22 protein-coding genes, 4 tRNA genes and 1 riboswitch are annotated in these 21,170 nt (G+C 57.9%); of the genes, 11 read left to right on the forward strand and 15 right to left on the reverse strand.

Annotated elements, in window-relative coordinates; genetic code table 11:
* Window positions 1-12 precede the first annotated feature (12 nt).
* The gene (gene folD / locus G5287_RS16555) at window positions 13-867 is read right to left on the reverse strand and encodes a bifunctional methylenetetrahydrofolate dehydrogenase/methenyltetrahydrofolate cyclohydrolase FolD (RefSeq protein WP_005337113.1); all 855 of its coding nucleotides are present in this window, start codon (window positions 865-867) and stop codon (window positions 13-15) included.
* Window positions 868-1,080: 213 nt separating this feature from the next.
* Between folD and G5287_RS16560 the strand changes: the two genes are divergently transcribed.
* The 8 genes from G5287_RS16560 to G5287_RS16595 all read left to right on the forward strand — a co-directional run bounded on the left by G5287_RS16560 (window position 1,081) and on the right by G5287_RS16595 (window position 7,448).
* Window positions 1,081-1,157 (forward strand) — tRNA-Pro (locus tag G5287_RS16560).
* A gap of 37 nt (window positions 1,158-1,194) precedes the next feature.
* Window positions 1,195-1,271 (forward strand) — tRNA-Arg (locus G5287_RS16565).
* A gap of 52 nt (window positions 1,272-1,323) precedes the next feature.
* Window positions 1,324-1,399 (forward strand) — tRNA-His (locus G5287_RS16570).
* A gap of 317 nt (window positions 1,400-1,716) precedes the next feature.
* A complete protein-coding gene (rstA, locus tag G5287_RS16575) occupies window positions 1,717-2,427 on the forward strand; it encodes a two-component system response regulator RstA (RefSeq protein WP_236371530.1) in 711 nt (236 codons plus the stop codon).
* A 21-nt stretch (window positions 2,428-2,448) separates the two neighbouring features.
* The gene (rstB, locus tag G5287_RS16580) at window positions 2,449-3,774 is read left to right on the forward strand and encodes a two-component system sensor histidine kinase RstB (RefSeq protein WP_421231570.1); all 1,326 of its coding nucleotides are present in this window, start codon (window positions 2,449-2,451) and stop codon (window positions 3,772-3,774) included.
* Between the two features lie 54 nt (window positions 3,775-3,828).
* Window positions 3,829-4,011, forward strand: a complete 183-nt coding sequence (locus G5287_RS16585; protein WP_042055686.1) for a hypothetical protein — start codon at window positions 3,829-3,831, stop codon at window positions 4,009-4,011.
* A 153-nt stretch (window positions 4,012-4,164) separates the two neighbouring features.
* Window positions 4,165-6,714, forward strand: coding sequence for a bifunctional lysylphosphatidylglycerol flippase/synthetase MprF (gene mprF, locus G5287_RS16590; RefSeq protein WP_421231571.1), 2,550 nt, complete (start codon window positions 4,165-4,167; stop codon window positions 6,712-6,714).
* A gap of 11 nt (window positions 6,715-6,725) precedes the next feature.
* The gene (locus G5287_RS16595; protein ID WP_421231572.1) at window positions 6,726-7,448 is read left to right on the forward strand and encodes an AcvB/VirJ family lysyl-phosphatidylglycerol hydrolase; all 723 of its coding nucleotides are present in this window, start codon (window positions 6,726-6,728) and stop codon (window positions 7,446-7,448) included.
* Between the two features lie 294 nt (window positions 7,449-7,742).
* Here G5287_RS16595 and G5287_RS16600 read toward each other — a convergent pair.
* A tRNA-Ser gene (locus tag G5287_RS16600) sits at window positions 7,743-7,830 on the reverse strand.
* A 134-nt stretch (window positions 7,831-7,964) separates the two neighbouring features.
* Window positions 7,965-8,420 carry a YbjN domain-containing protein gene (locus tag G5287_RS16605; protein WP_421231573.1) on the reverse strand — a complete coding sequence of 152 codons (456 nt, stop codon included), beginning with the start codon at window positions 8,418-8,420 and terminating at the stop codon, window positions 7,965-7,967.
* A 158-nt stretch (window positions 8,421-8,578) separates the two neighbouring features.
* Between G5287_RS16605 and G5287_RS16610 the strand changes: the two genes are divergently transcribed.
* The gene (locus G5287_RS16610) at window positions 8,579-9,916 is read left to right on the forward strand and encodes a flavohemoglobin expression-modulating QEGLA motif protein (RefSeq protein WP_216953395.1); all 1,338 of its coding nucleotides are present in this window, start codon (window positions 8,579-8,581) and stop codon (window positions 9,914-9,916) included.
* A 78-nt stretch (window positions 9,917-9,994) separates the two neighbouring features.
* On the opposite strand, the gene G5287_RS16615 is transcribed toward G5287_RS16610, so the two are convergent.
* Together G5287_RS16615 and G5287_RS16620 are read right to left on the reverse strand one after the other, a co-directional pair.
* Complete coding sequence (locus tag G5287_RS16615) at window positions 9,995-10,576, reverse strand: thymidine kinase (protein ID WP_005351181.1); 582 nt, start codon at window positions 10,574-10,576, stop codon at window positions 9,995-9,997.
* A 91-nt stretch (window positions 10,577-10,667) separates the two neighbouring features.
* Entirely contained in the window at window positions 10,668-12,248 is a 1,581-nt protein-coding gene (locus G5287_RS16620; protein WP_005351177.1) for a Na+/H+ antiporter NhaC family protein, read from the reverse strand.
* A gap of 88 nt (window positions 12,249-12,336) precedes the next feature.
* A riboswitch (Lysine riboswitch) is annotated at window positions 12,337-12,508 on the reverse strand.
* Between the two features lie 302 nt (window positions 12,509-12,810).
* Here G5287_RS16620 and G5287_RS16625 point away from each other — a divergent pair.
* A complete protein-coding gene (locus G5287_RS16625) occupies window positions 12,811-13,215 on the forward strand; it encodes an H-NS family nucleoid-associated regulatory protein (RefSeq protein WP_075115902.1) in 405 nt (134 codons plus the stop codon).
* Window positions 13,216-13,284: 69 nt separating this feature from the next.
* Here G5287_RS16625 and G5287_RS16630 read toward each other — a convergent pair whose 3' ends face one another.
* From G5287_RS16630 to G5287_RS16650, 5 genes are all read right to left on the reverse strand, one after another.
* Window positions 13,285-13,860: a cob(I)yrinic acid a,c-diamide adenosyltransferase gene (locus G5287_RS16630; protein WP_100646101.1), complete on the reverse strand. Its 576-nt coding sequence runs from the start codon at window positions 13,858-13,860 to the stop codon at window positions 13,285-13,287.
* Complete coding sequence (locus tag G5287_RS16635) at window positions 13,857-14,087, reverse strand: DUF3820 family protein (RefSeq protein ID WP_005337126.1); 231 nt, start codon at window positions 14,085-14,087, stop codon at window positions 13,857-13,859. Before G5287_RS16635 ends, G5287_RS16630 begins: the two co-directional genes overlap by 4 nt.
* A 1-nt stretch (window position 14,088) precedes the next feature.
* Window positions 14,089-14,760: a 7-carboxy-7-deazaguanine synthase QueE gene (gene queE, locus G5287_RS16640; RefSeq protein ID WP_421231574.1), complete on the reverse strand. Its 672-nt coding sequence runs from the start codon at window positions 14,758-14,760 to the stop codon at window positions 14,089-14,091.
* Between the two features lie 61 nt (window positions 14,761-14,821).
* A complete protein-coding gene (gene queC / locus G5287_RS16645; protein ID WP_421231575.1) occupies window positions 14,822-15,529 on the reverse strand; it encodes a 7-cyano-7-deazaguanine synthase QueC in 708 nt (235 codons plus the stop codon).
* 20 nt (window positions 15,530-15,549) lie between these two features.
* Window positions 15,550-16,173, reverse strand: coding sequence for a tRNA-uridine aminocarboxypropyltransferase (locus G5287_RS16650; protein ID WP_421231576.1), 624 nt, complete (start codon window positions 16,171-16,173; stop codon window positions 15,550-15,552).
* Here G5287_RS16650 and rrtA point away from each other — a divergent pair.
* Window positions 16,172-16,765 carry a rhombosortase gene (gene rrtA, locus G5287_RS16655; protein WP_074042643.1) on the forward strand — a complete coding sequence of 198 codons (594 nt, stop codon included), beginning with the start codon at window positions 16,172-16,174 and terminating at the stop codon, window positions 16,763-16,765. The genes G5287_RS16650 and rrtA overlap by 2 nt on opposite strands.
* Here rrtA and pyrF read toward each other — a convergent pair.
* The 5 genes from pyrF to rpsA all read right to left on the reverse strand — a co-directional run bounded on the left by pyrF (window position 16,740) and on the right by rpsA (window position 21,126).
* Window positions 16,740-17,441, reverse strand: coding sequence for an orotidine-5'-phosphate decarboxylase (pyrF, locus tag G5287_RS16660; RefSeq protein ID WP_042083286.1), 702 nt, complete (start codon window positions 17,439-17,441; stop codon window positions 16,740-16,742). The genes rrtA and pyrF overlap by 26 nt on opposite strands.
* Window positions 17,442-17,459: 18 nt before the next feature.
* Window positions 17,460-18,626, reverse strand: coding sequence for a lipopolysaccharide assembly protein LapB (gene lapB / locus G5287_RS16665; RefSeq protein ID WP_047438342.1), 1,167 nt, complete (start codon window positions 18,624-18,626; stop codon window positions 17,460-17,462).
* 9 nt (window positions 18,627-18,635) lie between these two features.
* Window positions 18,636-18,920, reverse strand: a complete 285-nt coding sequence (locus tag G5287_RS16670; protein ID WP_005337143.1) for a LapA family protein — start codon at window positions 18,918-18,920, stop codon at window positions 18,636-18,638.
* 158 nt (window positions 18,921-19,078) lie between these two features.
* Window positions 19,079-19,363: an integration host factor subunit beta gene (gene ihfB, locus G5287_RS16675; RefSeq protein WP_005299934.1), complete on the reverse strand. Its 285-nt coding sequence runs from the start codon at window positions 19,361-19,363 to the stop codon at window positions 19,079-19,081.
* 92 nt (window positions 19,364-19,455) lie between these two features.
* Window positions 19,456-21,126, reverse strand: a complete 1,671-nt coding sequence (gene rpsA, locus G5287_RS16680) for a 30S ribosomal protein S1 (protein WP_005337148.1) — start codon at window positions 21,124-21,126, stop codon at window positions 19,456-19,458.
* Window positions 21,127-21,170 lie beyond the last annotated feature (44 nt).

The raw sequence follows: 21,170 nt of genomic DNA on the forward strand, positions 1-21,170 counted from the left end.
CACCAACCATGATCAGTCGTGATATTCACTGCAGGCGATCAGGGTATTTTCCATCAGGCTGGCGACCGTCATCGGGCCCACGCCACCGGGTACCGGGGTAATGAAGGAGGCATGGCTGCGCGCCGTCTCAAACTCTACATCCCCGACCAGCGAGCCATCAGCCAGGCGGTTGATGCCCACATCGATCACCAATGCCCCCGGTTTGATCCACTCGCCAGGTATGAAGTTGGGCTTGCCGACCGCAACAACCAGCAGATCGGCACGGCGTACCTGCTCTTCCAGATCCCGCGTAAAACGGTGACAGGTCGTGGTTGTGCAGCCCGCCAGCAACAATTCGAGGGTCATGGGACGCCCGACGATGTTGGAAGCACCGACCACAACGGCGTGCAAACCATGGGTTTTGACACCGGTGGTTTCAATCAGCGTCATGATCCCTTTCGGAGTGCAGGGGCGCAGCGCCGGAATACGTTGGGCCAGACGGCCGACGTTATACGGGTGAAATCCATCTACATCCTTGTCAGGCTGGATCCGCTCCAGCACCTGAGTGGTATCAAAGTGATCCGGCAACGGCAGCTGAACCAGAATGCCATCTACGTGGCTATCCGCATTCAACTGGTCGATCAGCGCCAGCAACTCTTCCTGACTGGCGGTTGCACTCAGATCATAGGAGCGGGAGAGAAACCCCACCTCCTCACATGCCCGACGCTTGCTGCCGACATAGACCTGAGAGGCGGGATCCGCCCCCACCAGAATGACTGCCAGCCCTGGAGCCCGTTTCCCTGCCGCCAACCGCTGTTGGACTTGCGCCGCGACCTGGCTGCGAATCGTTTGCGCAACCTGTTTTCCATCTATGATTTTGGCAGACATCGTTCTCCACTCACCATGTGTTCAACTGCCGCGCATTGTCGCATTTTTTTAGCCGGGATGTTAGCGGCAGACGCACGCCATACCTGTAGCGGGCAATAAGTAGGCACTTGAATTTACTGGGGGAAAAAGTCGTTGACGCTGGCCCTTACGCTTGGCTATGATGCCCGCCCGTTGCCCAGTACGACTCATGTCGATATGCTGGTCAGGGATTTTCGGTGATTAGCGCAGTCCGGTAGCGCATCTGGTTTGGGACCAGAGGGTCAAAGGTTCGAATCCTTTATCACCGACCATGTTCATCGACTCGTCCTCAAGACGTGTTGATACAAAGCGCCCTTAGCTCAGTTGGATAGAGCAACGGCCTTCTAAGCCGTGGGTCGCAGGTTCGAATCCTGCAGGGCGCGCCATTGATGTTCCCCAATCCTTCTGGATTGGCGAGCGTTGATGAAAATTTCAGTGGTGGCTGTAGCTCAGTTGGTAGAGTCCCGGATTGTGATTCCGGTTGTCGTGGGTTCGAGCCCCATCAGCCACCCCATTATTCTGTCGATAATCGCCGCAAGGTGATGTCCATTGACTTGGTGCAGTGACCTTCTGGTCTGCTCCGCGAAAAACCGGCCTTGGCCGGTTTTTTTGTTTTTGCGCTCGACAGCGCCTTACCTTGTCTGCAAGGCCATCATCCTCTAGATCGATAAACGCGGCTCTGCCCATTTGTCACGATGTGCGCCTCCCCATCGATACACACAGCCACACTCCCCCACACATCAGCCTGTCTGGTTCTTTTTCTGTATTTCCCAGGCGCCATTGATATGCTGATCGCTCTTCTTCTCTCCTGCTTCCCGTTGGAGCTTTTCTATGCAACGCATTCTTTTTGTCGAAGATGATCCCGAGATTGGCCAGCTCATCAGCAGTTGGCTCGGTCGCCACGATATGGACGTGATCCTCGAGCCCAGAGGGGACATGGCGCTGGCCCGGGTCGAGGCCGAACAGCCCGATCTGGTGCTGCTCGATATCATGTTGCCGGGGCAAGATGGCATGTCCCTCTGTCGGGATCTGCGGCCACGCTTCGACGGCCCCATCGTAATGCTCACCTCGCTGGATAGCGACATGAACCAGATCCTGAGTCTGGAGCTGGGCGCCAACGACTACATCCTCAAAACGACACCACCACCGGTGCTGCTGGCCCGACTTCGGGTGCAGTTTCGCCAGCACCAGCAAGCATCAACCCAACCGGCCGCCACCAGCAGCGTTCCCCAGCAACTGCAATTTGGTCTGCTGCGGGTGGATGGTCCGGGGCGAGATGTGCGCCTCGATGGCGAGAGCATTGCTCTCTCGACCGCCGACTTTGATCTGCTGTGGGAGCTCGCCTGCCACGCGGGCCAAATCTTGAGTCGGGAAGCCCTTTTTCGCAGCTTGCGCGGCCGGGAGTACGACGGTCAGGATCGCAGCATGGATGTGGCCATCTCCCGCCTGCGCCGCAAACTGGGTGATAACCCCGACAACCCGACCCGGATCAAGACGGTGCGCCAGAAAGGCTACCTCTTCGTCCCCCACGCCTGGGAATAACCCTCTTTCGGGAGCACCGCCATGCGCCGTCTCTTTATCCAGTTCTATCTGTTGCTGATCGGCTGCTTCACCTTGGCCATCCTGCTGGTGGGAGTGGTCTATCAGGTGACCGCCGAACGGGCGGGTGATCGCTATCTCGAACGCATGATGCAGGGCTCTCTTGGCCTGTTGACCGGCGAGTTGGCAAGAACCCCGCCAGAGCGCTGGTCCGATCGACTGGCCGAGCAGAGCAGTCAGTTTACCCTCCCCCTCAAGATCGGCGAGCTGGTGCGCCAGCCGCTGGCCAGCGAGGATCAGGCCTTTCTGGCTGCCGGCAACATTGTCATCGTCGAGGAGGATGACACCTTCCTGCAGCGCATCCCCGATACCGACCGGGTGCTGATTGTCGGCCCTGTACCCTACCTCTCCTACCTGCATGAGCTGCACTGGGTCGATGTGGGGCTGCTGCTGGTGATCGGCCTCTCTCTCGGCCTGCCCATCCTTCTGTGGCTGCGTCCCCACTGGCGCGGCTTGCAACAGTTGGAGCAAACCGCACGTCGCGTGGGCGATGGGGATCTCTCCTGCCGAACCAATCTGCCACCGGGCAGCAGTCTGGCCCGGGTGGGACGCACCTTCGATCAAATGGCGACCCAATTGCAGGCCATGATTGCCAGCCGCAAGCAACTGACCGATGCCATCGCCCACGAGTTGCGCACCCCGCTGGTCCGGTTGCGCTATCGGCTTGCCATGCTCGCTCCAGCCCCTGCCGAGCAGGAGCAGCAGGCGCTGGAGCGAGATCTGGGCGCGCTGGACGCCCTGATCGAAGAGATGCTCACCTACGCCAGGCTGGATAGACCCGAGTTGCCGTTGCAGCGCGACGAGCTTGAACTCAGCCACTGGGCACAAGCGCATCTTGGCGACTGGCAGGCGCTGGCACCCGAGAAGAGGCTCACCCTCGATCTGCCGCCACGCCACATGCCCTGGTGCGGCGATCAGCGTCTGCTGACGCGCGCGGTGGAGAACCTCATCAGCAACGCCCTGCGCTACGCCGAGAGCGAGGTTACCCTCTCCATCTCGCGGCTGCAGGAGAACTATCTGCTGGAGGTGAGCGACAATGGGCCGGGGATCGATCCGGCGCTGGCGCCCCAGATCTTCGAGCCGTTCGTACGCCTTGATCAGAGCCGGGATCGTCGCACCGGCGGCACCGGGTTGGGGCTGGCCATCGTGCGCAGCATTGCCCGTCATCACGGGGGGGATGTGGCGTTGCTGGCCAGTGACCACGGCGCCCGCTTCTGCCTCACCCTGCCTGTACATTTGGATACAAACCGTCACCAACCGCTCACTGAAGGGCCGCTGCAACCGTCATAGGATGACTGTCATGGAGAACGCTCCATAACATCAACCCGAATAAGGAAATTGAACATGAAAAAGATCATTCCCCTGACCCTGGCTGCCGTCTTCGCCCTCACCTCCGGTTTCACCATGGCGGCCACCCCGACCAAGACAGCCGCGCCGCAGGCGACCCAGACCAAGGTGGTGAAAAAACACCATAAAGCCACCCACGCCAAGACCCCTGCCGTCAAAGTCGCACCGAAAACCAAGTGATCCAACCGGTCACTGGATAGCACAGAGGGAGGCTGACGCCTCCCTTTCCATCTCTTCCCGAAATTTTCCTGACGAGCACCTCCCTCGTCCAAACCGGATCCACGACCCGGCTCCCCCTTTGCGGGAAACGGTCAATGACCACAGGAACATGGCATGTGGCGTCATCTGCTTAAATGGCTAGGCCCCTTGTGCAGCTTGTTGCTGCTCGGCACCGCACTGACCGTGCTGTATCACCTGACTCAGGCATGGCACTGGCACGATATTCGTGTGGCTATCTGGTCCCAACCCCTGCCGCGACTGGCGGGCGCCCTGTTGCTGACCCTGCTCAGTTATGGTTGTCTCTGTAGCTATGACATGCTGGCGCTCCATGCGCTGGGCAAGCGCCTTCCCTGGCAACAGGTCAGCATCACCTCCTTTATCGCCTACACCTTCTCCAACACCCTGGGATTTGCCCTGCTGACCGGTACCTCGGTACGCTATCGCCTCTACTCCGCACTGGGGCTCGCCACCGGAGAAGTGGCCCGCGTGGTGCTATTCTGCTCCATCACCTTTTTCCTCGGCCTGCTGGCGTGGGGAGGTGGCGCCCTACTGACCTGCGATGTATCACAGCTGCTGCCTGACTGGCCGCAGTGGGCAGATACCCTGCTCAGGCTGGCGGGCATGATGGCTCTGCTGTTGGTGGCCTGCTACCTCTGCTGGCCCACACACCGTCTCTCCTGGCGCGAACACACCCTGACCCTGCCCGGTTTCAAGGTTCGTCTGTCGCAGCTGCTGGTCGCGCTGGCTGACTGGATGGCCGCCGCCGCCGTACTGTTTGTGCTGCTGCCCGCATATAGCGTCCCCTACCCTGTGCTGCTCAGTGCCTTCGTGCTGGCCAGCTTCCTCGGAGTACTGGCCCACGTGCCGGGCGGGATCGGCGTGTTCGAAGCGAGCATGAGCCTGCTGCTGGCTAACTACCTGCCAACCGACAAGCTGCTCGCCTCGCTGCTGCTCTACCGCTGCATCTATTATCTGCTTCCCTTTCTCTGTGCCCTGCTGCTCTTTGCGAGTCAGGAGATGTTGCAACAAAAAGCGCGCTGGCAGCGGCTACAGGGGCTGATGAGCGCGGTGCGCGAATTTCTGCCTGCCCTTATCAGCATGGGCACCTTCGCCGCCGGCAGCCTGCTGCTCTGCTCGGGCATGATCCCGACCATGCGCAGCCACATCGAGGTGTGGCTGCAAGTGCTGCCGCTCCATCTGCTGGAGCTCTCCCACGTGCTCGGCAGCGTGAGCGGTATCCTCCTGATCCTGCTGGCTCGCAGCCTCTATCGCCGTCACGACGCCGCGTTTCGCATCACCCAGCTGCTGCTGGCTCTGGGTATCGCCTTCTCCCTGCTCAAGGGGGGAGACTGGGAGTCAGCCCTGCTGCTCGGCAGCTTCCTGCTCATCATGACCCCCTGCCGCTCTCTCTTCTATCGCAAGGGGTCGCTGCTCTATCCCCAGTACACCCCGGGCTGGCTCATCTCGGTCGGCGCCGTGCTGCTGGGAGCCCTGTGGCTGCTGCTCTTCTCCTACCGTCAGGTGGAGTATGACCACGCCCTCTGGTTCCACTTCTCGCCCCACGGCGGGGCTGCCCGCGGCCTGCGCGCCATGGGGAGCGTGGTGGCCGTGCTGGCCGTGGCCGGGGTTGCCCAGCTGCTTGCACCGCTGCGCGTGGTCGGTGAAAAGCCGGACAAGGAGACGCTGGCGCGCGCTCACGAGCTGGTGGTGCGCGAAGGGGGGATCCACGGCTATCTGGCCCAGTTGCAGGACAAGTCCCTGCTGTTCCATCCCGCCGGCGACGCCTTCCTGATGTATGGCATCGAGGGCAACAGCTGGATTGTGATGGGGGATCCGATCGGCCACCCCGAGCAGATCGAAGAGCTGCTCTGGCAATTTCGCGAGCGGTGCGACGAGCACGACGCCAATCCGGTCTTTTATCAGGTGTCGGCCCGCTATCTTCCGCTCTATCTAGAGCTGGGGCTGATCCCCTTCAAGCTCGGTGAAGAGGCGATGGTCGATCTGGCTACCTTCGATCTGGCGGGCAGCCGCCTGCGCAACCTGCGCCAGAGCCACGCCAAGGGCAAACGGGAAGGGTTGACCTTCGAGGTGGTCGAGGCCAGTGCCGTGGCCCCCCTGCTGCCCAGATTGCAGACCGTCTCCGATACCTGGCTGCAGAGCAAGATGGGCAAGGAGAAGGGCTTCTCGGTCGGCCGCTTCGAGCCTGACTACCTGACCTTGAGCCCGGCTGCGCTGGTGTGGCACGAGGGGCAGATCGTCGGCTTTGCCAACCTCTGGGTGAGCGACAACAAGGAGACGCTCTCCATCGATCTGATGCGCTACAGCCTGGATACCGGCACCGCCCCCATCATGGATTTTCTCTTTGTCGAACTGCTGTTGTGGGGCAAGGCGCAGGGGTACGCCAGCTTCAATCTGGGGATGGCCCCCATGTCTGGGTTCAACGATCACCCGCTCGGCAGCTACTGGGCCCGCCTTGGCAATACCCTGTTCGTCCGTGGCAGCCGCTTTTACAACTTCCAGGGGCTCAGACGCTACAAGGAGAAATTTTCGCCCCGCTGGGAACCCCGCTACCTGCTCTGCAGCAGCAAGCTGGTACTGCCCAGAACCCTGACTCACCTGATCACCCTGATTAGCCGCGGCCCGCTGGGGCTGCTCAAGAAATAGGAGCATGGCCAATGAGAGCCTTGATTTTGCTGTTACTCAGTCTCGTACTGCCCGTTTCATCTTTTGCGGCGCACGCCGCCCCGGTCAAGGATGACCTGAGCCTGATTGAGCTGCCGGTCAAGCAGTCATCCGACACCCCCATGGTGATCTTTCTCAGCGGCGATGGTGGCTGGGCGGCCCTCGACAAGGGGCTGAGCGCCCAGTTTCAGCTGAACGGCATGCCGGTCGTGGGCTGGAGCTCCCTCACCTACTACTGGAAGAAGAAAACCCCGGAGCAGGTGACCGCCGATCTGGAGCGGATCCTCGATGATTACCAGACTCGCTGGCAGCGCCCCCGCTGGCTGCTGGTCGGTTTCTCGTTTGGTGCCGAGATTGTCCCCTTCGTCATCAACCGGTTGCCGGAGCACTATCGTCAGGGGCTGGTCGGGGCCGTGATGCTCTCCCCCTCCACCAGCTCGGATTTCGAGATCCACGTCAGCGACATGCTGACCCACAAGGCGCGGAGCTATCCGACCGAACCGCAGGTGAAGACCATCCGCGATCTACCGATGCTCTGCCTGCAAGGAGCCGATGACGATGACGGCGACCGCCTCTGCCCCCGTCTCAACCAACCTAACGTCATCAGCGTCACCCTGCCGGGAGGACACCATTTTGACGATAACTACCCCCAGCTCTATCAGGCCATCACCAAGCATCTGAACCTGCCCCCGGATCCGCTGACTGTGGAGCATTAATCGGTATCACCACGGAATGCCTTTTAAGTACCGAGCAGGGCAAATCAGCGAGCAATGAAAAGGGCCTCTCTTGCGAGAGGCCCTTGTACTGAATTGGGCGGAAACTTTAAAAGGATCGACCAATGGGTTGGCCGTGGCGTCAAAGTCACCGAGGCTTTTCACTACGATTGCCCAAGAGGTTCAGCCAGATGCTGGGCTATCAACAATGAGGATTTGCATTCCTATGCCAGCAACCACGCGGGGATTGCGCCAGAAAGCAAAAAGCCCTGATGTTTCCATCAGGGCTTTGCAATGTGGCGGTGAGGGAGGGATTCGAACCCTCGATACGTTGCCGTATACACACTTTCCAGGCGTGCTCCTTCAGCCACTCGGACACCTCACCAAATTTTGGTCTGTGGTTTAACGTGTTCAGCCAACACGGTGTTCGCTGCGCTGTTGCGCTGGAACGGGGCGTAATTTAGGGGAAAGCCCCGCCCGCGTCAACGGCTTTTTTCACCTGGCGAACCGTTCGAACACTTAATGCACAGATTCCGGTGCAACCTGGATTTCCGGCAGGTTGAAGAAGCCGGAACGTTCGCATTCGGCAACCAGTTCGTGGGTGGCAGCGATGGTGCTTTGCACGAACAGCAGGAACTGCTCGACGCTGAGTCCGGCCTTGGTAAAGACGGTGTGCCCGACCACCAGCCGCGGCAGGTTGTCATCGATGATATCGAGGAACACCTTGAGGGAGGGGTACTGCATATTGAGTCGGCCCAGTTCGGCAACCAGCGGCAGCATTGCGGAGGGGCGCACTTCCAGCTCGGAGGAGAACAGCAGGCCTTCCTCTTCCACGAAGATCCGGCTCTCCTGAATACCATCGACCGACTGCAAAGAGACAATGTGGATACCGTGACACTGGTCGCAGACATAGTGCTCGATACGAGCCTGTTGCAACCAACGCATTATCATTTCGGAGCTGGGGATATTCATCATTTCCACGACAAGATTGGGATCAAGGGGCGCAGTCTAAACCAATTTGCTATCAACAAAAAGCACGCCAACCCAATAACCCTGCGGCTCGCTTCTTTTTGGCAAGAGCTATGCATATACTCAGCCAAATCCACGACGACGCTTGCCCCACAGGGGGCCCCATGACTATCCAAGAAAAGTATCGCCTTCATCTGAAATCACTCTCGGATGAGCTGCTCACCCTGCAAAAACCCATCCGCATTCTGGATGCCATCAAATGGCCACGCCATCTGCAGGATCGCTTTCTGGCAAGCGGTGGCAGGGAGCTGCCCGCTATCGACAGGCACTTCTATGATGCCCTCCCCCTCGGCTTCGATCCGCGCAACAAGTATCTGGAACTCAAGGAGCTGCGGGACAGGATCCGCAGAAAACTGGGGCCACAGGACGATCTTGGCCGGATCCTGCAAGAGACGGTCGATCAGTACATGGTGGTGATCGAGATGCTGCGCCAGCGCGGCCAACCCGATTTTCAGCGTTACAGCCAGCTGCTTTATGGCTCTGCCAGCGATCACCTGCGCGGGGATCGCAAGACTCTCAAGGAGCTGGGCGCCCGCCTGTGCGATATCTTCTCCCTGCCCGGCGCCCGCCATCTGGTGCGCCCCTACCCCAAGGAGTTCGAAGGAGAGGCCGCGGTCGCCAAACTGCAGGGCAAGCTGTCGAGCTACTTCAGTGACGGCACTGTGCAGGTGAAGCTGAGCGATGGGATTGTCTCCGATGCCGCTGCCGGTGGCGACTACATCAAGCTCAACTCCCACGCCCGTTTCTCCGAGCTGGACTTGCAGGTGCTGGAGGTGCACGAGGGGTGGGTCCATGTCGGCACCACCCTCAACGGTCGCCAGCAGCCCTATGCCACTTGGCTGAGCGCCGGTTCACCGCGGATCACCGCCTGTCAGGAGGGGCTGGCTGTCCTGATAGAGACCCTCACCTTCAGCTCCTTTCCGGATCGGGCCAAGCGCATCTCCGATCGGGTGATGGCCATCGACATGGCCGAGCGCGGCGCCGATTTTATCGAGGTGTTTAAGCACTTCGTACAGCAGGGCACCAGCGAGCACGACGCCTACAAGATCACCCAGCGGGTCTTTCGTGGCGGCATGGTGGGCGGCGGCGCCTGTTTTACCAAGGATCTCTCCTACGTGCGTGGCTATGTGGAGACGGTCAACTTTATCCGCAGCGCCGTGCTGGAAGGGGTGCCCGAGATCCTGCCAATGCTGTTTGTCGGCAAGGTGACGCTTGATGATATTCCGGTACTCTATCAACACTATCTGGAGGGGCTGATCGCCGCCCCCCGCTATTTGCCGCCGATGTTTCGCGATCTCACCGGCCTCTATGTCTGGTTCGGTTTTGCCTCCGGCATGTCGCTGGTGGATATCGGCCGGGTACAGCACCATTTTCGCCAGCTATTTCAACGCCTGCCGGTGGCCGACCCCATCATTGCGCCGGTGGATATCGAGATCGACTGAACCGCAGAGAAGCAAGCAGGAAAATAAAAAGGGCGCCAGATTGGCGCCCTGCTCGACGATTCAAATATCGCAGCCGACTTACTTGTAGGCCCGACCTTCGAGATAGTGTTTGCGACAAAGCGATACATAGCGATCGTTGCCGCCGATCTCCACCTGTTCGCCATCACGCATCACCTGCCCCGCTTCGTTGACCCGGGAGTTCATGTGAGCCTTGTTGCCACACCAGCAGATGCTCTTCAGCTCTTCAAACTTGTCGGCCAGACAGAGCAGATGGTAGGAACCGGGGAACAGCTCACCGCGAAAATCGGTCTTGAGGCCATAGGCCATCACCGGAATATCCTGCTCATCGACGATGCGGGCCAGCTGGTAGACCTGCTCACGGGTCAGGAACTGGGCCTCGTCCACGATGAAAACATCGATATGTTTCTTCGCATGGCGCGCTTTCACCATTTCAAACAGATCACAGCTGTCGCTGAACACGTCCACCTTCAGTTCAAGGCCAACCCGGGCACTGATCACCCCGACCCCGAAACGGTCATCGATGGCTGGCGTCATCGCCAGAGGATGCATGCCCCGCTCCAGATAGTTGAAGTGCGCCTGAATGAGCTGGGTGGATTTGCCTGAATTCATGGTGGCAAATTTGTAGTGCAGTGAAGCCATGATACTGTTCCGAAACTGAATTTATGGGGCGCATGCTAACCAAAGCCCCTGACAAAACCAAGGGGCCCGCGGGCCCCTTGCTCTATAAATGTTACGCGGTGGCCAGCACTGGCCGCGCTTTGGCCTTTTTCAGGTGATAGCCGGTAAAGAGCACGAACCAGAGGGCACTGACACTGAAACCGGCCAGGCTGGAGTGCATCAAGCCCATCGCCAGGTAACCGATGGCCGCGCCGAAGGCGATGGCCAGTGCATAGGGCAGCTGGGTCATCACGTGATCGATGTGATGGCAACCGGCACCGGTGGCAGAGAGGATGCTGGTGCTGGAGATGGGTGAGCTGTGATCCCCGAACACCGAGCCAGCCAGTACCGCAGCCAGCATCGGCAGCATCAGGCTGATGTCGCTGGCGGCGGCCATGTCACCGGCCAGCGGCAGCATGATGCCGAAGGTACCCCAGCTGGTACCGGTAGCAAACGCCATGGCACAGGAGAGGATAAAGACCACGGCAGGCAGCACTTCGATCGGCAGGTTGCCGTTAGCCAGCGAAGCCAGGTACTTGCCGGTCTCCACGTCGCGCACCACGGCACCTATGGTCCAGGCAAACAGCAGGATGTTGATGGCTGGCAGCATGGCCATGACGCCTTGCGGCGCGGCCTTGATCCAGTTCTTGGCTCCCAGCTTCAGGCGCATCGCCAGACCGATGGAGACCACCAGACTGCACAGGGCACCGTAGACCAGCGAAGAGCCGACGTTGGTATTTTCGAACGAGCCGAGCACGCTGAATGGCAGCCCTTTCTCGCTCAGCACCGCAGCACCGGAATCAATCATGAAATAGATGGTGGCGGCGGTCAGAGTCAGGATCGGCAGTACCATGTCGATCATGCCGCCGTTGCTCTCCTCCGGGCTCTCCATATCCAGACCGATGGGGCGGCCCTTGGACTCATCCCACAGCTTGCCTTCCAGCGCCCACGCTTCGTGTTGACGCATCGGGCCGATATCCAGCTGACAGGCGATCACCACCAGCACCATGATCAGGGTGAAGACGGCGTAGAGGTTCATCGGGATCATCTCGACAAACGCAGCGATGGGGCTCTGCTCGGTCAGACCGTGGGCCGCCATGATGCCGCCAACCAGGGCGATGATATAAGCCCCCCAGGAGGAGATGGGCATCAGCACGCAGACCGGCGCCGCGGTGGAGTCCAGCAGATAGGCCAATTTGGCACGGGAGATCTGGAAGCGGTCGGTGACCGGACGGCAGATGGCACCCACCGACAGGCTGTGGAAGAAGTCATCAATAAAGAAGGCAAACACCATCATCCCAGTCAGGGCTTTGGCGCCCTTGCGGGTCTTGGCACGACGCTCGGCCCACTCGGCAAAGGCACGGGTCGCCCCGGAGACGCTCATCAGGCTGATGAGGCCACCCAGCAGCAGCATAAACAGGATCATGTTGACATTGTCACGATTGAGCGCGCCATCGACCCAGAAGATCTTGAGCACGGTATTCAACATGTAATGCAGGGATTCGAGGGGTGAAAACTGATTGAGCAGCAAACTGCCGGTGACGATGCCCACACCAAGGGACAGCAGCACGCGGCGGGTCATGATCGCCAGCGCGACAGCCAACAGGGGGGGAAGAACGGACCAACCGGAGTCGGCGAAATGACTAATGTCCATGATCTCTTTGCACCTAAAGATTACAGGTGGAGATCTACCGAGAGGATCTAAAGAAACAAAACCTATGGGGAGGTCATACTCCTCAGCCCCTTCAGGTAGCGCTCCATAGTGGATGACTATGGCAGTCCTGCACCTATTAGATGCAGAACCAGCAGCCCGGTATGATGGCCTGGCCACTTCGGCGCTGACTCCTTTCCTTGTGCATCACAGGCATCACCCTCCGCACAAATACTCATAGGCAGCGCGCCTCTACTTAAAGGTATTCGCCGCACATTTTATCGAGATGGCAGCTTATAGCAAGTTTTTTGATTAAATAGTCACGATAAACATATCAAGGTCGAAAAATGGTAGTCAAATGATGCAACAACGCCAGCTTTGGCGCTATTTTCACCTACTACGGCTTCATTGGCATCCAATCACCAAGCCTATTGCTGGCCATATTAAATATCTATATTGATGTTCCCCACGGATATTATATTTAACCCGGCTTGACTTATTTAAATCACCAAGCAAGAATCAGCTGGAACATAATATTTTTCTCTGACTCGACGTGGTAACTCCTATGAATGAATTTTTAAAGGTACTGCTTAATATCCGCAGTCTGCGTGCGACCTGCCGCGAGCTTTCTCTGGAACAACTGGAAGAGGCACTGGAAAAACTCTCTACTATCGTTGCTGAACGTCAGCAGGATGAAGCTGCCGAGCGTCAGGCCCGTGAAGAGCATCTGCGGAAAATTAACGAATATAGCGAAATGCTGAAAGCCGCCGGTATTGACCCGGCAGAATTGGTAAGCGCTGTCGCTACCAACCCCGGCAAATCAGAAAAAGCCAAGCGGGCGCCACGTCCTGCCAAATATCGCTATCAGGATAATGGCGTAGAGAAAACCTGGACCGGCCAGGGCCGTATGCCTTCAGTCATTGCCAGCGCAGTGGCAGCAGGCAAATCACTGGAAGATTTTGCTATCTGACAGCGCTTGCGTTGCTAATAAAAAACCTCGCCAAGGCGAGGTTTTTTATTGCCGCTTAAACGTGAAATATCAGATAGCCGATTGCGGACGATCTGCTGCCTTGACCCACAGCACTTCACGATCCCCTGCCACGCAGATGAGATAGCGGGCAACGGTAAAGAACCAGTCACTCATCCGGTTCAGATAGGGCAGCACCTCGGGATTGACCCGCTCTTCCCGGCTCAAGGTCAGCAGCAAGCGCTCGCAATGACGCACCAGAGTACGCACCACATGCGCTTGCGCCGCGGCACGGGAACCACCCGGCAATATAAATTGGCGCAGCGGTGGCAATGGCTCGCTATAACGATCTATCTGCTGTTCAAGGCGAGTGGTCCAGGCAGCATTAACTTGCCAAATTGATTCATTCTGGGCGTCGCTGGAGAATGCCAACTCGCCCCCCAGATCAAACAACTCCTGTTGCAACAGCTGTAAATCAGCCAATAAGCCGACCTCTTGCGATGGCACGTCACAAATCAGCAAGCCAATATGGGAGTTGAGCTCATCGATATAACCGTAGGTCTCGACCCGCAAATGATCCTTGGGCAATGGGATACCATCGGCCAGCCGGGTCATGCCCTTGTCGCCCTGCCTCGTATATATTCTCATACCGACATCCTGTTAATAATGGGAATAATCATGGACTCGAGTCCATTGAGTTTGATTTCGTAAGCCAACGCCAGCGTCTGGCCCAATTTACCCGCCGGAAAACCGCTGCGCGCCATCCACACCAGATAGGGCTCGGGAATATCGATGATACGCCGCCCCTGATATTTACCGTAAGGCATCTTGTTAGTCAGAGTCAGCAGTACCTGTTCGTCGGATAGCCAATCCATATTAATCAATATCCAGATATTTATGAGTCTGGATTGAGAGTCGCCAGTTACGCGCGATACAGGTATCCATCGCCAATTGGGTGGCCCGTGGTTTCTGGCTGATCGGCTGCAAGGCAATGACCACGTCCGGGCGCAGAGTTGCGGTCGCCAGCAGCACATCCAGCTCTTCAATATGGTGCTCGGTGGCCACCGGATGCTTGATCTCGTTGGCCCGCTCCAGCGCCGAGACCAGCACAGGCAGCCCCCCTTTCATACCGATCTTGGGGGAGACTGTTACCCAGGTCTGCTCATGAGTATTGATCTCGCTGGTGCCACTGGTTTCAATTTGCACCTGATAACCCGCCGCCAGTAATGCTGACGAGAGTTCGTGCAGATCGTAGAGGCAGGGCTCGCCACCGGTGATCACCACATGGCGTGCCTGATAACCCAGATCGCCAAAGCTCTTGATAATCTGCGCGGTGCTGAGTTGGCTCCAGCAATCGGATTCGTTGGAACCATCCAGTACCGCCGCCTTACCCACTTCACGAGCCGGATCAACAACCCAGGTATGACGGGTATCGCACCAGGAGCAGCCCACCGGGCAACCCTGCAGGCGAACAAAGATGGCGGGCAGGCCGGTAAAGATGCCCTCCCCCTGGATGGTCTGGAAAATCTCGTTGATTGGGTAGTGCATCTCGATCACGGCTTGTTGCAAAAGTCGCGGATTATACCCCAAGCCACGGCAAGACGCAGGCTCACTCTGCGCTTTTCTCGCCCAGCCCGGTTTTCTCAAACAGTCTGGCCATGATACCCGCCTTGTCGGCCAGATAGTTGTTCAGACCGCGACTGCGCAGTTCACACGCAGGACACGTGCCGCAACCGTCACCGGCAATGCCGTTGTAGCAGGTCAGGGTCTGCTGGCGCACCGTGTCGAGGTGACCATAGTGATCCGCCAGTGCCCAGGTTTCGGCCTTGTCGAGCCACATCAAGGGAGTTTCAAAACGGATGCCGCGATCCAGCCCCAGCGACACCGCCTGATTGAGGGCCTTGACAAACTCGTCACGGCAATCGGGATAGCCGGAGAAGTCGGTCTCGCAGACACCGGTGATCACCGCTTCGGCGCCCACCTGATAGGCATAGATGGAAGCCAGGGTCAGGAACAGGATATTGCGACCCGGCACGAAGGTGTTGGGTAGGCCATTATCCTGCAGCTCGCAGCTGACCGGGATGTCGTCACGGGTCAGGGCAGAGACCGCCAGCTCATTGAGCAGCGTCACATCCATCACCTTGTGGGCGGCGATCCCCAGAGCACTGCCCAGACGACGCGCGGTGTCGATCTCTTCCCGATGGCGCTGGCCATAGTCGAAGGTGATGGCGTGCACTTCATCATACCGGGCCAATGCCTGTACCAGACAGGTGGTGCTGTCCTGACCGCCACTGAAAACCACGACTACTTTTTTCATCTTGATAACTCCTTGAATTGTCACGAGCGGCGGCCTTCGGCAAAGTCCTGCCACTGGGTATTCAACCGGTTAAACAGGGTCAGCAAGGGCGCATAGTGCTCCGGCCTCCCCTCCCACCGGGACAAGAGGTGATAGCCCGCCTCTATGGTAGAGAGGGCATCGGGAAAGGGTTTCTTTCGAATGGCATATTGACCGGCAATGGCACCAATGCCGATGCGGGGCAAGCGGGCCAGTGCCGGGTTGCTCTGCAACATGCGATAGGCTTTGCGCCAGGTGCCGTCAAGCAAGATAAAGGCGACGGATGCAGAGCCAGAGGATTCACTCTCCCACTGTTGGCGAAGATCGGTCAGCGAAATGGCATCCTCATCCGGCCAGAGCAAATAATAACGACGGGATTGGTCAGCCAGCAGCACATTGAGCCACTCATCGCGGGAAAAGTCCTCCCCCACATGGATCTCGCACTGTTGCAAAGAGGCCGCCAGCAGCGCGGCAGTCCCCTTGGGATGTGCCACCTCGTTGGGGTGCTGCAAGATGTAGAGGGGCGTGTGATTGTCAACCGGCACAATATAATTGCACAGGCAGGCTTTGAGGGCTCGGGTGCAACGTGTACAGTATCGACTGTTCTTGTCGTTGGACTGTTTCATGTTGTCAGACAAATCTGGATTGCTCTGGGTTATCACGCTCTCTCTCACCAGCTTGCTACTCTTCTTTACCGTTCCCAATCTTCAGCTCTCCTTCGATCGGCCCTTGATCGCCGGGGGCGAAGGGTGGCGGATCATAACAGGCAATCTGGCTCATACCAATCTGTGGCACCTGCTGCTCAATCTGGGCGGCCTCGCCATCCTCTATAGCCTGTTTCGCGACTATCTGGGTGGGGCTCGCCTGCCGCTGCTGATGTTGCTGCTCTGGTTGGCAGTGGGCTTGGGGATCTGGTGGTGGTGCCCGCAGACCCAATGGTACATGGGGCTATCCGGCTCGCTGCATGGCCTGTTTGTCTGGGGGGCAATGCAGGATATTCGCCACGGACGCCGCACATCGGGCTGGCTACTGTTGGCAGGGATGGGACTCAAGCTGGCGATGGACTTCTACAACGCAGGAGAGAGCCCGATATCCACCCTGATCAATGCCAGGGTACACATCGGCTCTCATCTTATCGGGGCCGGTGCAGGCCTGTTGCTCGGCCTGCACCGCGTATCACTGAGTGAGCCTGTTACGCACCAGCCAGCTCGGCATTGATGCTGGCCAGCATGGCGGCCGGATCGGCAGCCTGCGTAATGGGGCGACCGATAACCAGATAATCGGACCCCGCCTCGACCGCCGCTTTCGGTGTCATCACCCGGCGCTGATCCCCGGCCGCTGAACCGGTCGGGCGAATACCCGGGGTCACCAGCTTGAAATCTTCGCCCAGCAAGGCTTTAAGCTCATGGGCCTCGTTGGCAGAGCAGACAACCCCATCCAAGCCGGATGTCTTGGTCAAGGTAGCCAGCCGGATCACCTGCTCGGCAGGGCTCACATCCAGACCAAGAGGGATCATGTCGGACTGCTCCATGCTGGTCAGTACGGTCACCCCGATCAACAATGGCGCCTTGTCGCCATAAGGCAGCAGCGCCTCTTTGGCGGCACGCATCATCCGCTCACCACCACTGGCATGCACGTTGACCATCCAGACACCGAGCTCGGCACTGGCTGCCACGGCTTTGGCAACGGTATTGGGAATATCGTGAAATTTCAGATCCAGAAAGACATCGAATCCCTTGGCCACCAGCTGGCGTACAAACTGCGGGCCAAACAGGGTAAACATCTCCTTGCCTACCTTGAGACGGCACTGGGCCGGAGAGATACGTTCAACGAACGCTAAGGCATCTGCCTCGTGCTGATAATCCAGCGCTACCAGTACTTTGGGATCTTGCATCTCACATCCTATTGCTTGTTATTCACCGTCCAGACCACGGATCGGCTTGATGGAACCCCACTGGCGACAAGACGGGCACTGCCAGAACAGCGAGTGAGTGGCAAAGCCGCACTGCCGACACTTGTGGGTTGACTTGATTTTGATCTGCTCGCCGACCAGCTGTTGCAGCAGTTCGAGGCTCTCCTTGGCAGGCCCCTCTTCCGCACTGGCCAGCTGAAAACCCACCAGCTGGTAAAAACCTTTCATCGACGGATGACGACGCAGCTGACGCAACACCAGCGAACGGGCCTGGCTCAGGCCATCACGCTCTTCAACCAGCTTGGCAAGGGCCAGGGTCACGCTGACACCGGCGTGATCTTCCACTGCCTTCTCAAGCAGCGGGATCAACGCAGGCGTACGCCCCAACTGCTGATAGCACTCGAGCAATTTGGGCATTGCCTCGGAGGCAAAGTCGATATCCTGCTCGAACACCCGCAGCAGCTCCTTGCTGGCCTGCTCATACTCCCCCTCTGCCATGGCGAGCTCAGCGAGGCGCAAACTGGCCCGGGCACATGCCGGATTGATACTGAGCGCCCGTTTGAGCTTGGCCAGCCCCTCCCCTTTATTGCCCTCACGCAGCGCGGTCTCGGCTTGCTCGCAATAGAAATGGGAGATGGGGTCGGCCAGCTTCTTGCCCTGGAATTTTTGCAGACGAACCGCGACATCGATGGCCTTATCCCAGTCCCGCAACTGCTGATGGATGATCAACAGCTGTGCCAGCGCCGTCTCTTCATAGTCGCTGTCATCACACAGCTCATTCCAGAGCGCTTCCGCTCGGTCCAGCAGACCAGCAGCCAAAAAGTCGCGCGCAAGCTCCTGCAGGGCAAGCTGACGCTGCTCCCGGGTCAGTTGGCGGGTTACCAGGTTCTGGTGGATCTTGATGGCACGATCGACCTCCCCACGCTGGCGAAACAGGTTGCCGAGGGAGAGGTGTGTTTCGATGGTTTCACTGTCCACCTCAAGCAGCTGGATAAAGAGATCCACCGCCTTGTCGGATTCATCGGACAGCAAATAGTTGAGGCCCGCCACATACTGGCGGGAAAACTGGTTACTCTGTTTTTGGGTGTCCTGGCGAACACTCCTGCGACCCATGTACCAGCCATAACCGGCGGCGATGGGTAACAGCAGGAAAAGCAGTTCAAGCATTGAGGAACATTATTCCTTACCCGGTGACCGGGCCAGCTCCAACTCGCGGGATTGACGACGCATGGTGCGGTTGAGGGTGCGGTTTTGCATTTTCAAGCGCAGGAACAGCAGGCCGAATACCAGCCAGCCCAGCAAAAAACCGCCAGCGAAGAAGAAGCCCAACAGCATGGCAAGCGAAAACTCACCCTGAGCGATCAGGTAATTGAACTGAACCAGCTGGCCATTTTGTGAGCCCAGCGCCAGGGTCAGAACAAACACCAGCACCAGCGGAATGAGGGCCAAAATACGCTTCATAAGAGCTCCCTGTCAGTATCTAATGAGAGGCTGATTATCCTTAAAATCGCAGGCAGACTCTAGAGTGAATGGGAAAAGAGTTTAAGAAACAAGACGATTGGCACAGGAATCGGTGCCAAAAAGAAAAAAGGCATACCCGAGGTATGCCGATTTCTGCATTATTCAATGATGTTGACGCGCTCGCGCAACTCTTTGCCTGGTTTGAAGTGCGGGACATATTTCCCGGTCAGTTCAACCTTGTCCCCAGTCTTGGGGTTGCGGCCCACACGGGGCGCACGATAGTGCAGTGAAAAACTGCCAAATCCGCGGATTTCAATCCGGTCGCCGTTTTGCAAGGTCGACGCCATCTGCTCAAGGATCTCCTTGATGGCGGCTTCGACATCCTTGGCCGGCATATGCATGCGGCTGGCTGCCAGTTGTTCGATGAGATCTGATTTGGTCATAACGTTAAATCTCCTTCCCCGATCACATGCAATATTCATTTTGCCAGGATAAAAAAGGGCGGCGCAATGCCGCCCTTTTCTTGCATCAAGGATTACTCACCCTTGGCGGCTTTGAACGCTTCCATCATAGCATTGCTGAACACAACTTCTTCTTGTTGGTTCAGGTTATCGATAGCAACACGCTCATCAGCCTCGTCCTTAGCACGGACAGACAGGCTTACGGTGCGGTTCTTACGATCAACGCCCATGAATTTAGCTTCAACTTCGTCACCAACAGACAGCACCAGAGTGGCGTCTTCTACACGGTCACGAGCAGCGTCGGAGGCACGCAGGTAGCCTTCTACGCCATCAGCCAGTTCGATAACGGCACCTTTGGCATCAACCTCGGTAACCTTACCCTTCACGATAGCACCTTTCTTGTTGTCAGCCAGGTACTTGTTGAACGGGTCTTCTTCGATCTGCTTGACACCCAGGGAGATGCGCTCACGCTCCGGATCCACTTGCAGAACAACGGCTTCGATCTCGTCGCCTTTCTTGAATTCACGCACGGCTTCTTCGCCCTGGTTGTTCCAGGAGATGTCAGACAGGTGAACCAGGCCGTCGATGCCGCCATCCAGACCGATGAAGATACCGAAGTCAGTGATGGACTTGATCTTGCCGGAAACACGGTCGCCTTTGGCGTGAGTTTCGGCAAACAGCTGCCACGGGTTGGATTTGCACTGCTTCAGACCCAGGGAGATACGACGACGCTCTTCGTCGATGTCCAGAACCATCACGTCAACCACGTCGCCAACGTTAACAACTTTGGACGGGTGGATGTTCTTGTTGGTCCAATCCATCTCGGATACGTGTACCAGGCCTTCAACGCCTTCTTCGATTTCAACGAAGCAGCCGTAGTCGGTCAGGTTGGTCACGCGGCCAGACAGACGGGTGGTCTCCGGGTAACGCTTGGCGATAGCAACCCAGGGATCTTCGCCCAGCTGCTTCAGACCCAGGGATACGCGGGTACGCTCGCGGTCGAACTTCAGAACCTTGACAGCGATCTCGTCGCCAACGTTGACGATTTCGGAAGGATGCTTAACGCGCTTCCACGCCATGTCGGTGATGTGCAGCAGGCCGTCAACACCGCCCAGATCTACGAATGCACCGTAGTCGGTCAGGTTCTTGACGATACCCTTAACTTCTTGACCTTCTTGCAGGTTAGCCAGCAGGCTTTCGCGCTCGGAGGTGTTCTCGGTCTCGATCACGGCACGACGGGAAACAACAACGTTGTTGCGCTTCTGGTCCAGCTTGATGACTTTGAACTCGAGTTCTTTGTTTTCCAGGTGAGCGGTGTCACGGATCGGACGCACGTCAACCAGAGAACCCGGCAGGAAGGCACGGATGCCGTTCAGTTCAACGGTGAAACCACCCTTGACCTTGCCGTTGATGATACCGATAACGGTAGCTTGCTCTTCGTAAGCCTTCTCAAGCTGCAGCCAGGCTTCGTGGCGCTTGGCTTTTTCGCGGGACAGCTTGGTTTCGCCGAAACCATCTTCGATAGAGTCCAGAGCCACATCAACGGTGTCGCCGACGTTGATTTCCAGCTCGCCCATGGCGTTCTTGAATTCTTCAGCCGGGATAGCGGACTCGGATTTCAGACCGGCGTCAACCAGTACAAAACCGTTCTCGATAGCAACGACAGTACCCTTGACGATGGAACCTTGACGGGTTTCAACGGCGTTCAGGGACTCTTCAAAGAGTTGAGCAAAAGATTCGATCATTGTTTATGTCACAAATGAAACATCCACTTGCAATCCGGCACAAG

The sequence above is a fragment of the Aeromonas sp. 603079 genome, assembly GCF_049172135.1.
Taxonomy (GTDB): domain Bacteria; phylum Pseudomonadota; class Gammaproteobacteria; order Enterobacterales; family Aeromonadaceae; genus Aeromonas; species Aeromonas veronii.

Excerpts from the sequence above, each read along its gene's own strand:
- folD (WP_005337113.1), bottom strand. The coding sequence starts at position 867 with ATGTCTGCCAAAATCATAGATGGAAAACAGGTTGCGCAAACGATTCGC.
- rstA (WP_236371530.1), top strand. The coding sequence starts at position 1,717 with ATGCAACGCATTCTTTTTGTCGAAGATGATCCCGAGATTGGCCAGCTC.
- rstB (WP_421231570.1), top strand. The coding sequence starts at position 2,449 with ATGCGCCGTCTCTTTATCCAGTTCTATCTGTTGCTGATCGGCTGCTTC.
- G5287_RS16585 (WP_042055686.1), top strand. The coding sequence starts at position 3,829 with ATGAAAAAGATCATTCCCCTGACCCTGGCTGCCGTCTTCGCCCTCACC.
- mprF (WP_421231571.1), top strand. The coding sequence starts at position 4,165 with ATGTGGCGTCATCTGCTTAAATGGCTAGGCCCCTTGTGCAGCTTGTTG.
- G5287_RS16595 (WP_421231572.1), top strand. The coding sequence starts at position 6,726 with ATGAGAGCCTTGATTTTGCTGTTACTCAGTCTCGTACTGCCCGTTTCA.
- G5287_RS16605 (WP_421231573.1), bottom strand. The coding sequence starts at position 8,420 with ATGATGAATATCCCCAGCTCCGAAATGATAATGCGTTGGTTGCAACAG.
- G5287_RS16610 (WP_216953395.1), top strand. The coding sequence starts at position 8,579 with ATGACTATCCAAGAAAAGTATCGCCTTCATCTGAAATCACTCTCGGAT.
- G5287_RS16615 (WP_005351181.1), bottom strand. The coding sequence starts at position 10,576 with ATGGCTTCACTGCACTACAAATTTGCCACCATGAATTCAGGCAAATCC.
- G5287_RS16620 (WP_005351177.1), bottom strand. The coding sequence starts at position 12,248 with ATGGACATTAGTCATTTCGCCGACTCCGGTTGGTCCGTTCTTCCCCCC.
- G5287_RS16625 (WP_075115902.1), top strand. The coding sequence starts at position 12,811 with ATGAATGAATTTTTAAAGGTACTGCTTAATATCCGCAGTCTGCGTGCG.
- G5287_RS16630 (WP_100646101.1), bottom strand. The coding sequence starts at position 13,860 with ATGAGAATATATACGAGGCAGGGCGACAAGGGCATGACCCGGCTGGCC.
- G5287_RS16635 (WP_005337126.1), bottom strand. The coding sequence starts at position 14,087 with ATGGATTGGCTATCCGACGAACAGGTACTGCTGACTCTGACTAACAAG.
- queE (WP_421231574.1), bottom strand. The coding sequence starts at position 14,760 with ATGCACTACCCAATCAACGAGATTTTCCAGACCATCCAGGGGGAGGGC.
- queC (WP_421231575.1), bottom strand. The coding sequence starts at position 15,529 with ATGAAAAAAGTAGTCGTGGTTTTCAGTGGCGGTCAGGACAGCACCACC.
- rrtA (WP_074042643.1), top strand. The coding sequence starts at position 16,172 with ATGTTGTCAGACAAATCTGGATTGCTCTGGGTTATCACGCTCTCTCTC.
- G5287_RS16650 (WP_421231576.1), bottom strand. The coding sequence starts at position 16,173 with ATGAAACAGTCCAACGACAAGAACAGTCGATACTGTACACGTTGCACC.
- pyrF (WP_042083286.1), bottom strand. The coding sequence starts at position 17,441 with ATGCAAGATCCCAAAGTACTGGTAGCGCTGGATTATCAGCACGAGGCA.
- lapB (WP_047438342.1), bottom strand. The coding sequence starts at position 18,626 with ATGCTTGAACTGCTTTTCCTGCTGTTACCCATCGCCGCCGGTTATGGC.
- G5287_RS16670 (WP_005337143.1), bottom strand. The coding sequence starts at position 18,920 with ATGAAGCGTATTTTGGCCCTCATTCCGCTGGTGCTGGTGTTTGTTCTG.
- ihfB (WP_005299934.1), bottom strand. The coding sequence starts at position 19,363 with ATGACCAAATCAGATCTCATCGAACAACTGGCAGCCAGCCGCATGCAT.
- rpsA (WP_005337148.1), bottom strand. The coding sequence starts at position 21,126 with ATGATCGAATCTTTTGCTCAACTCTTTGAAGAGTCCCTGAACGCCGTT.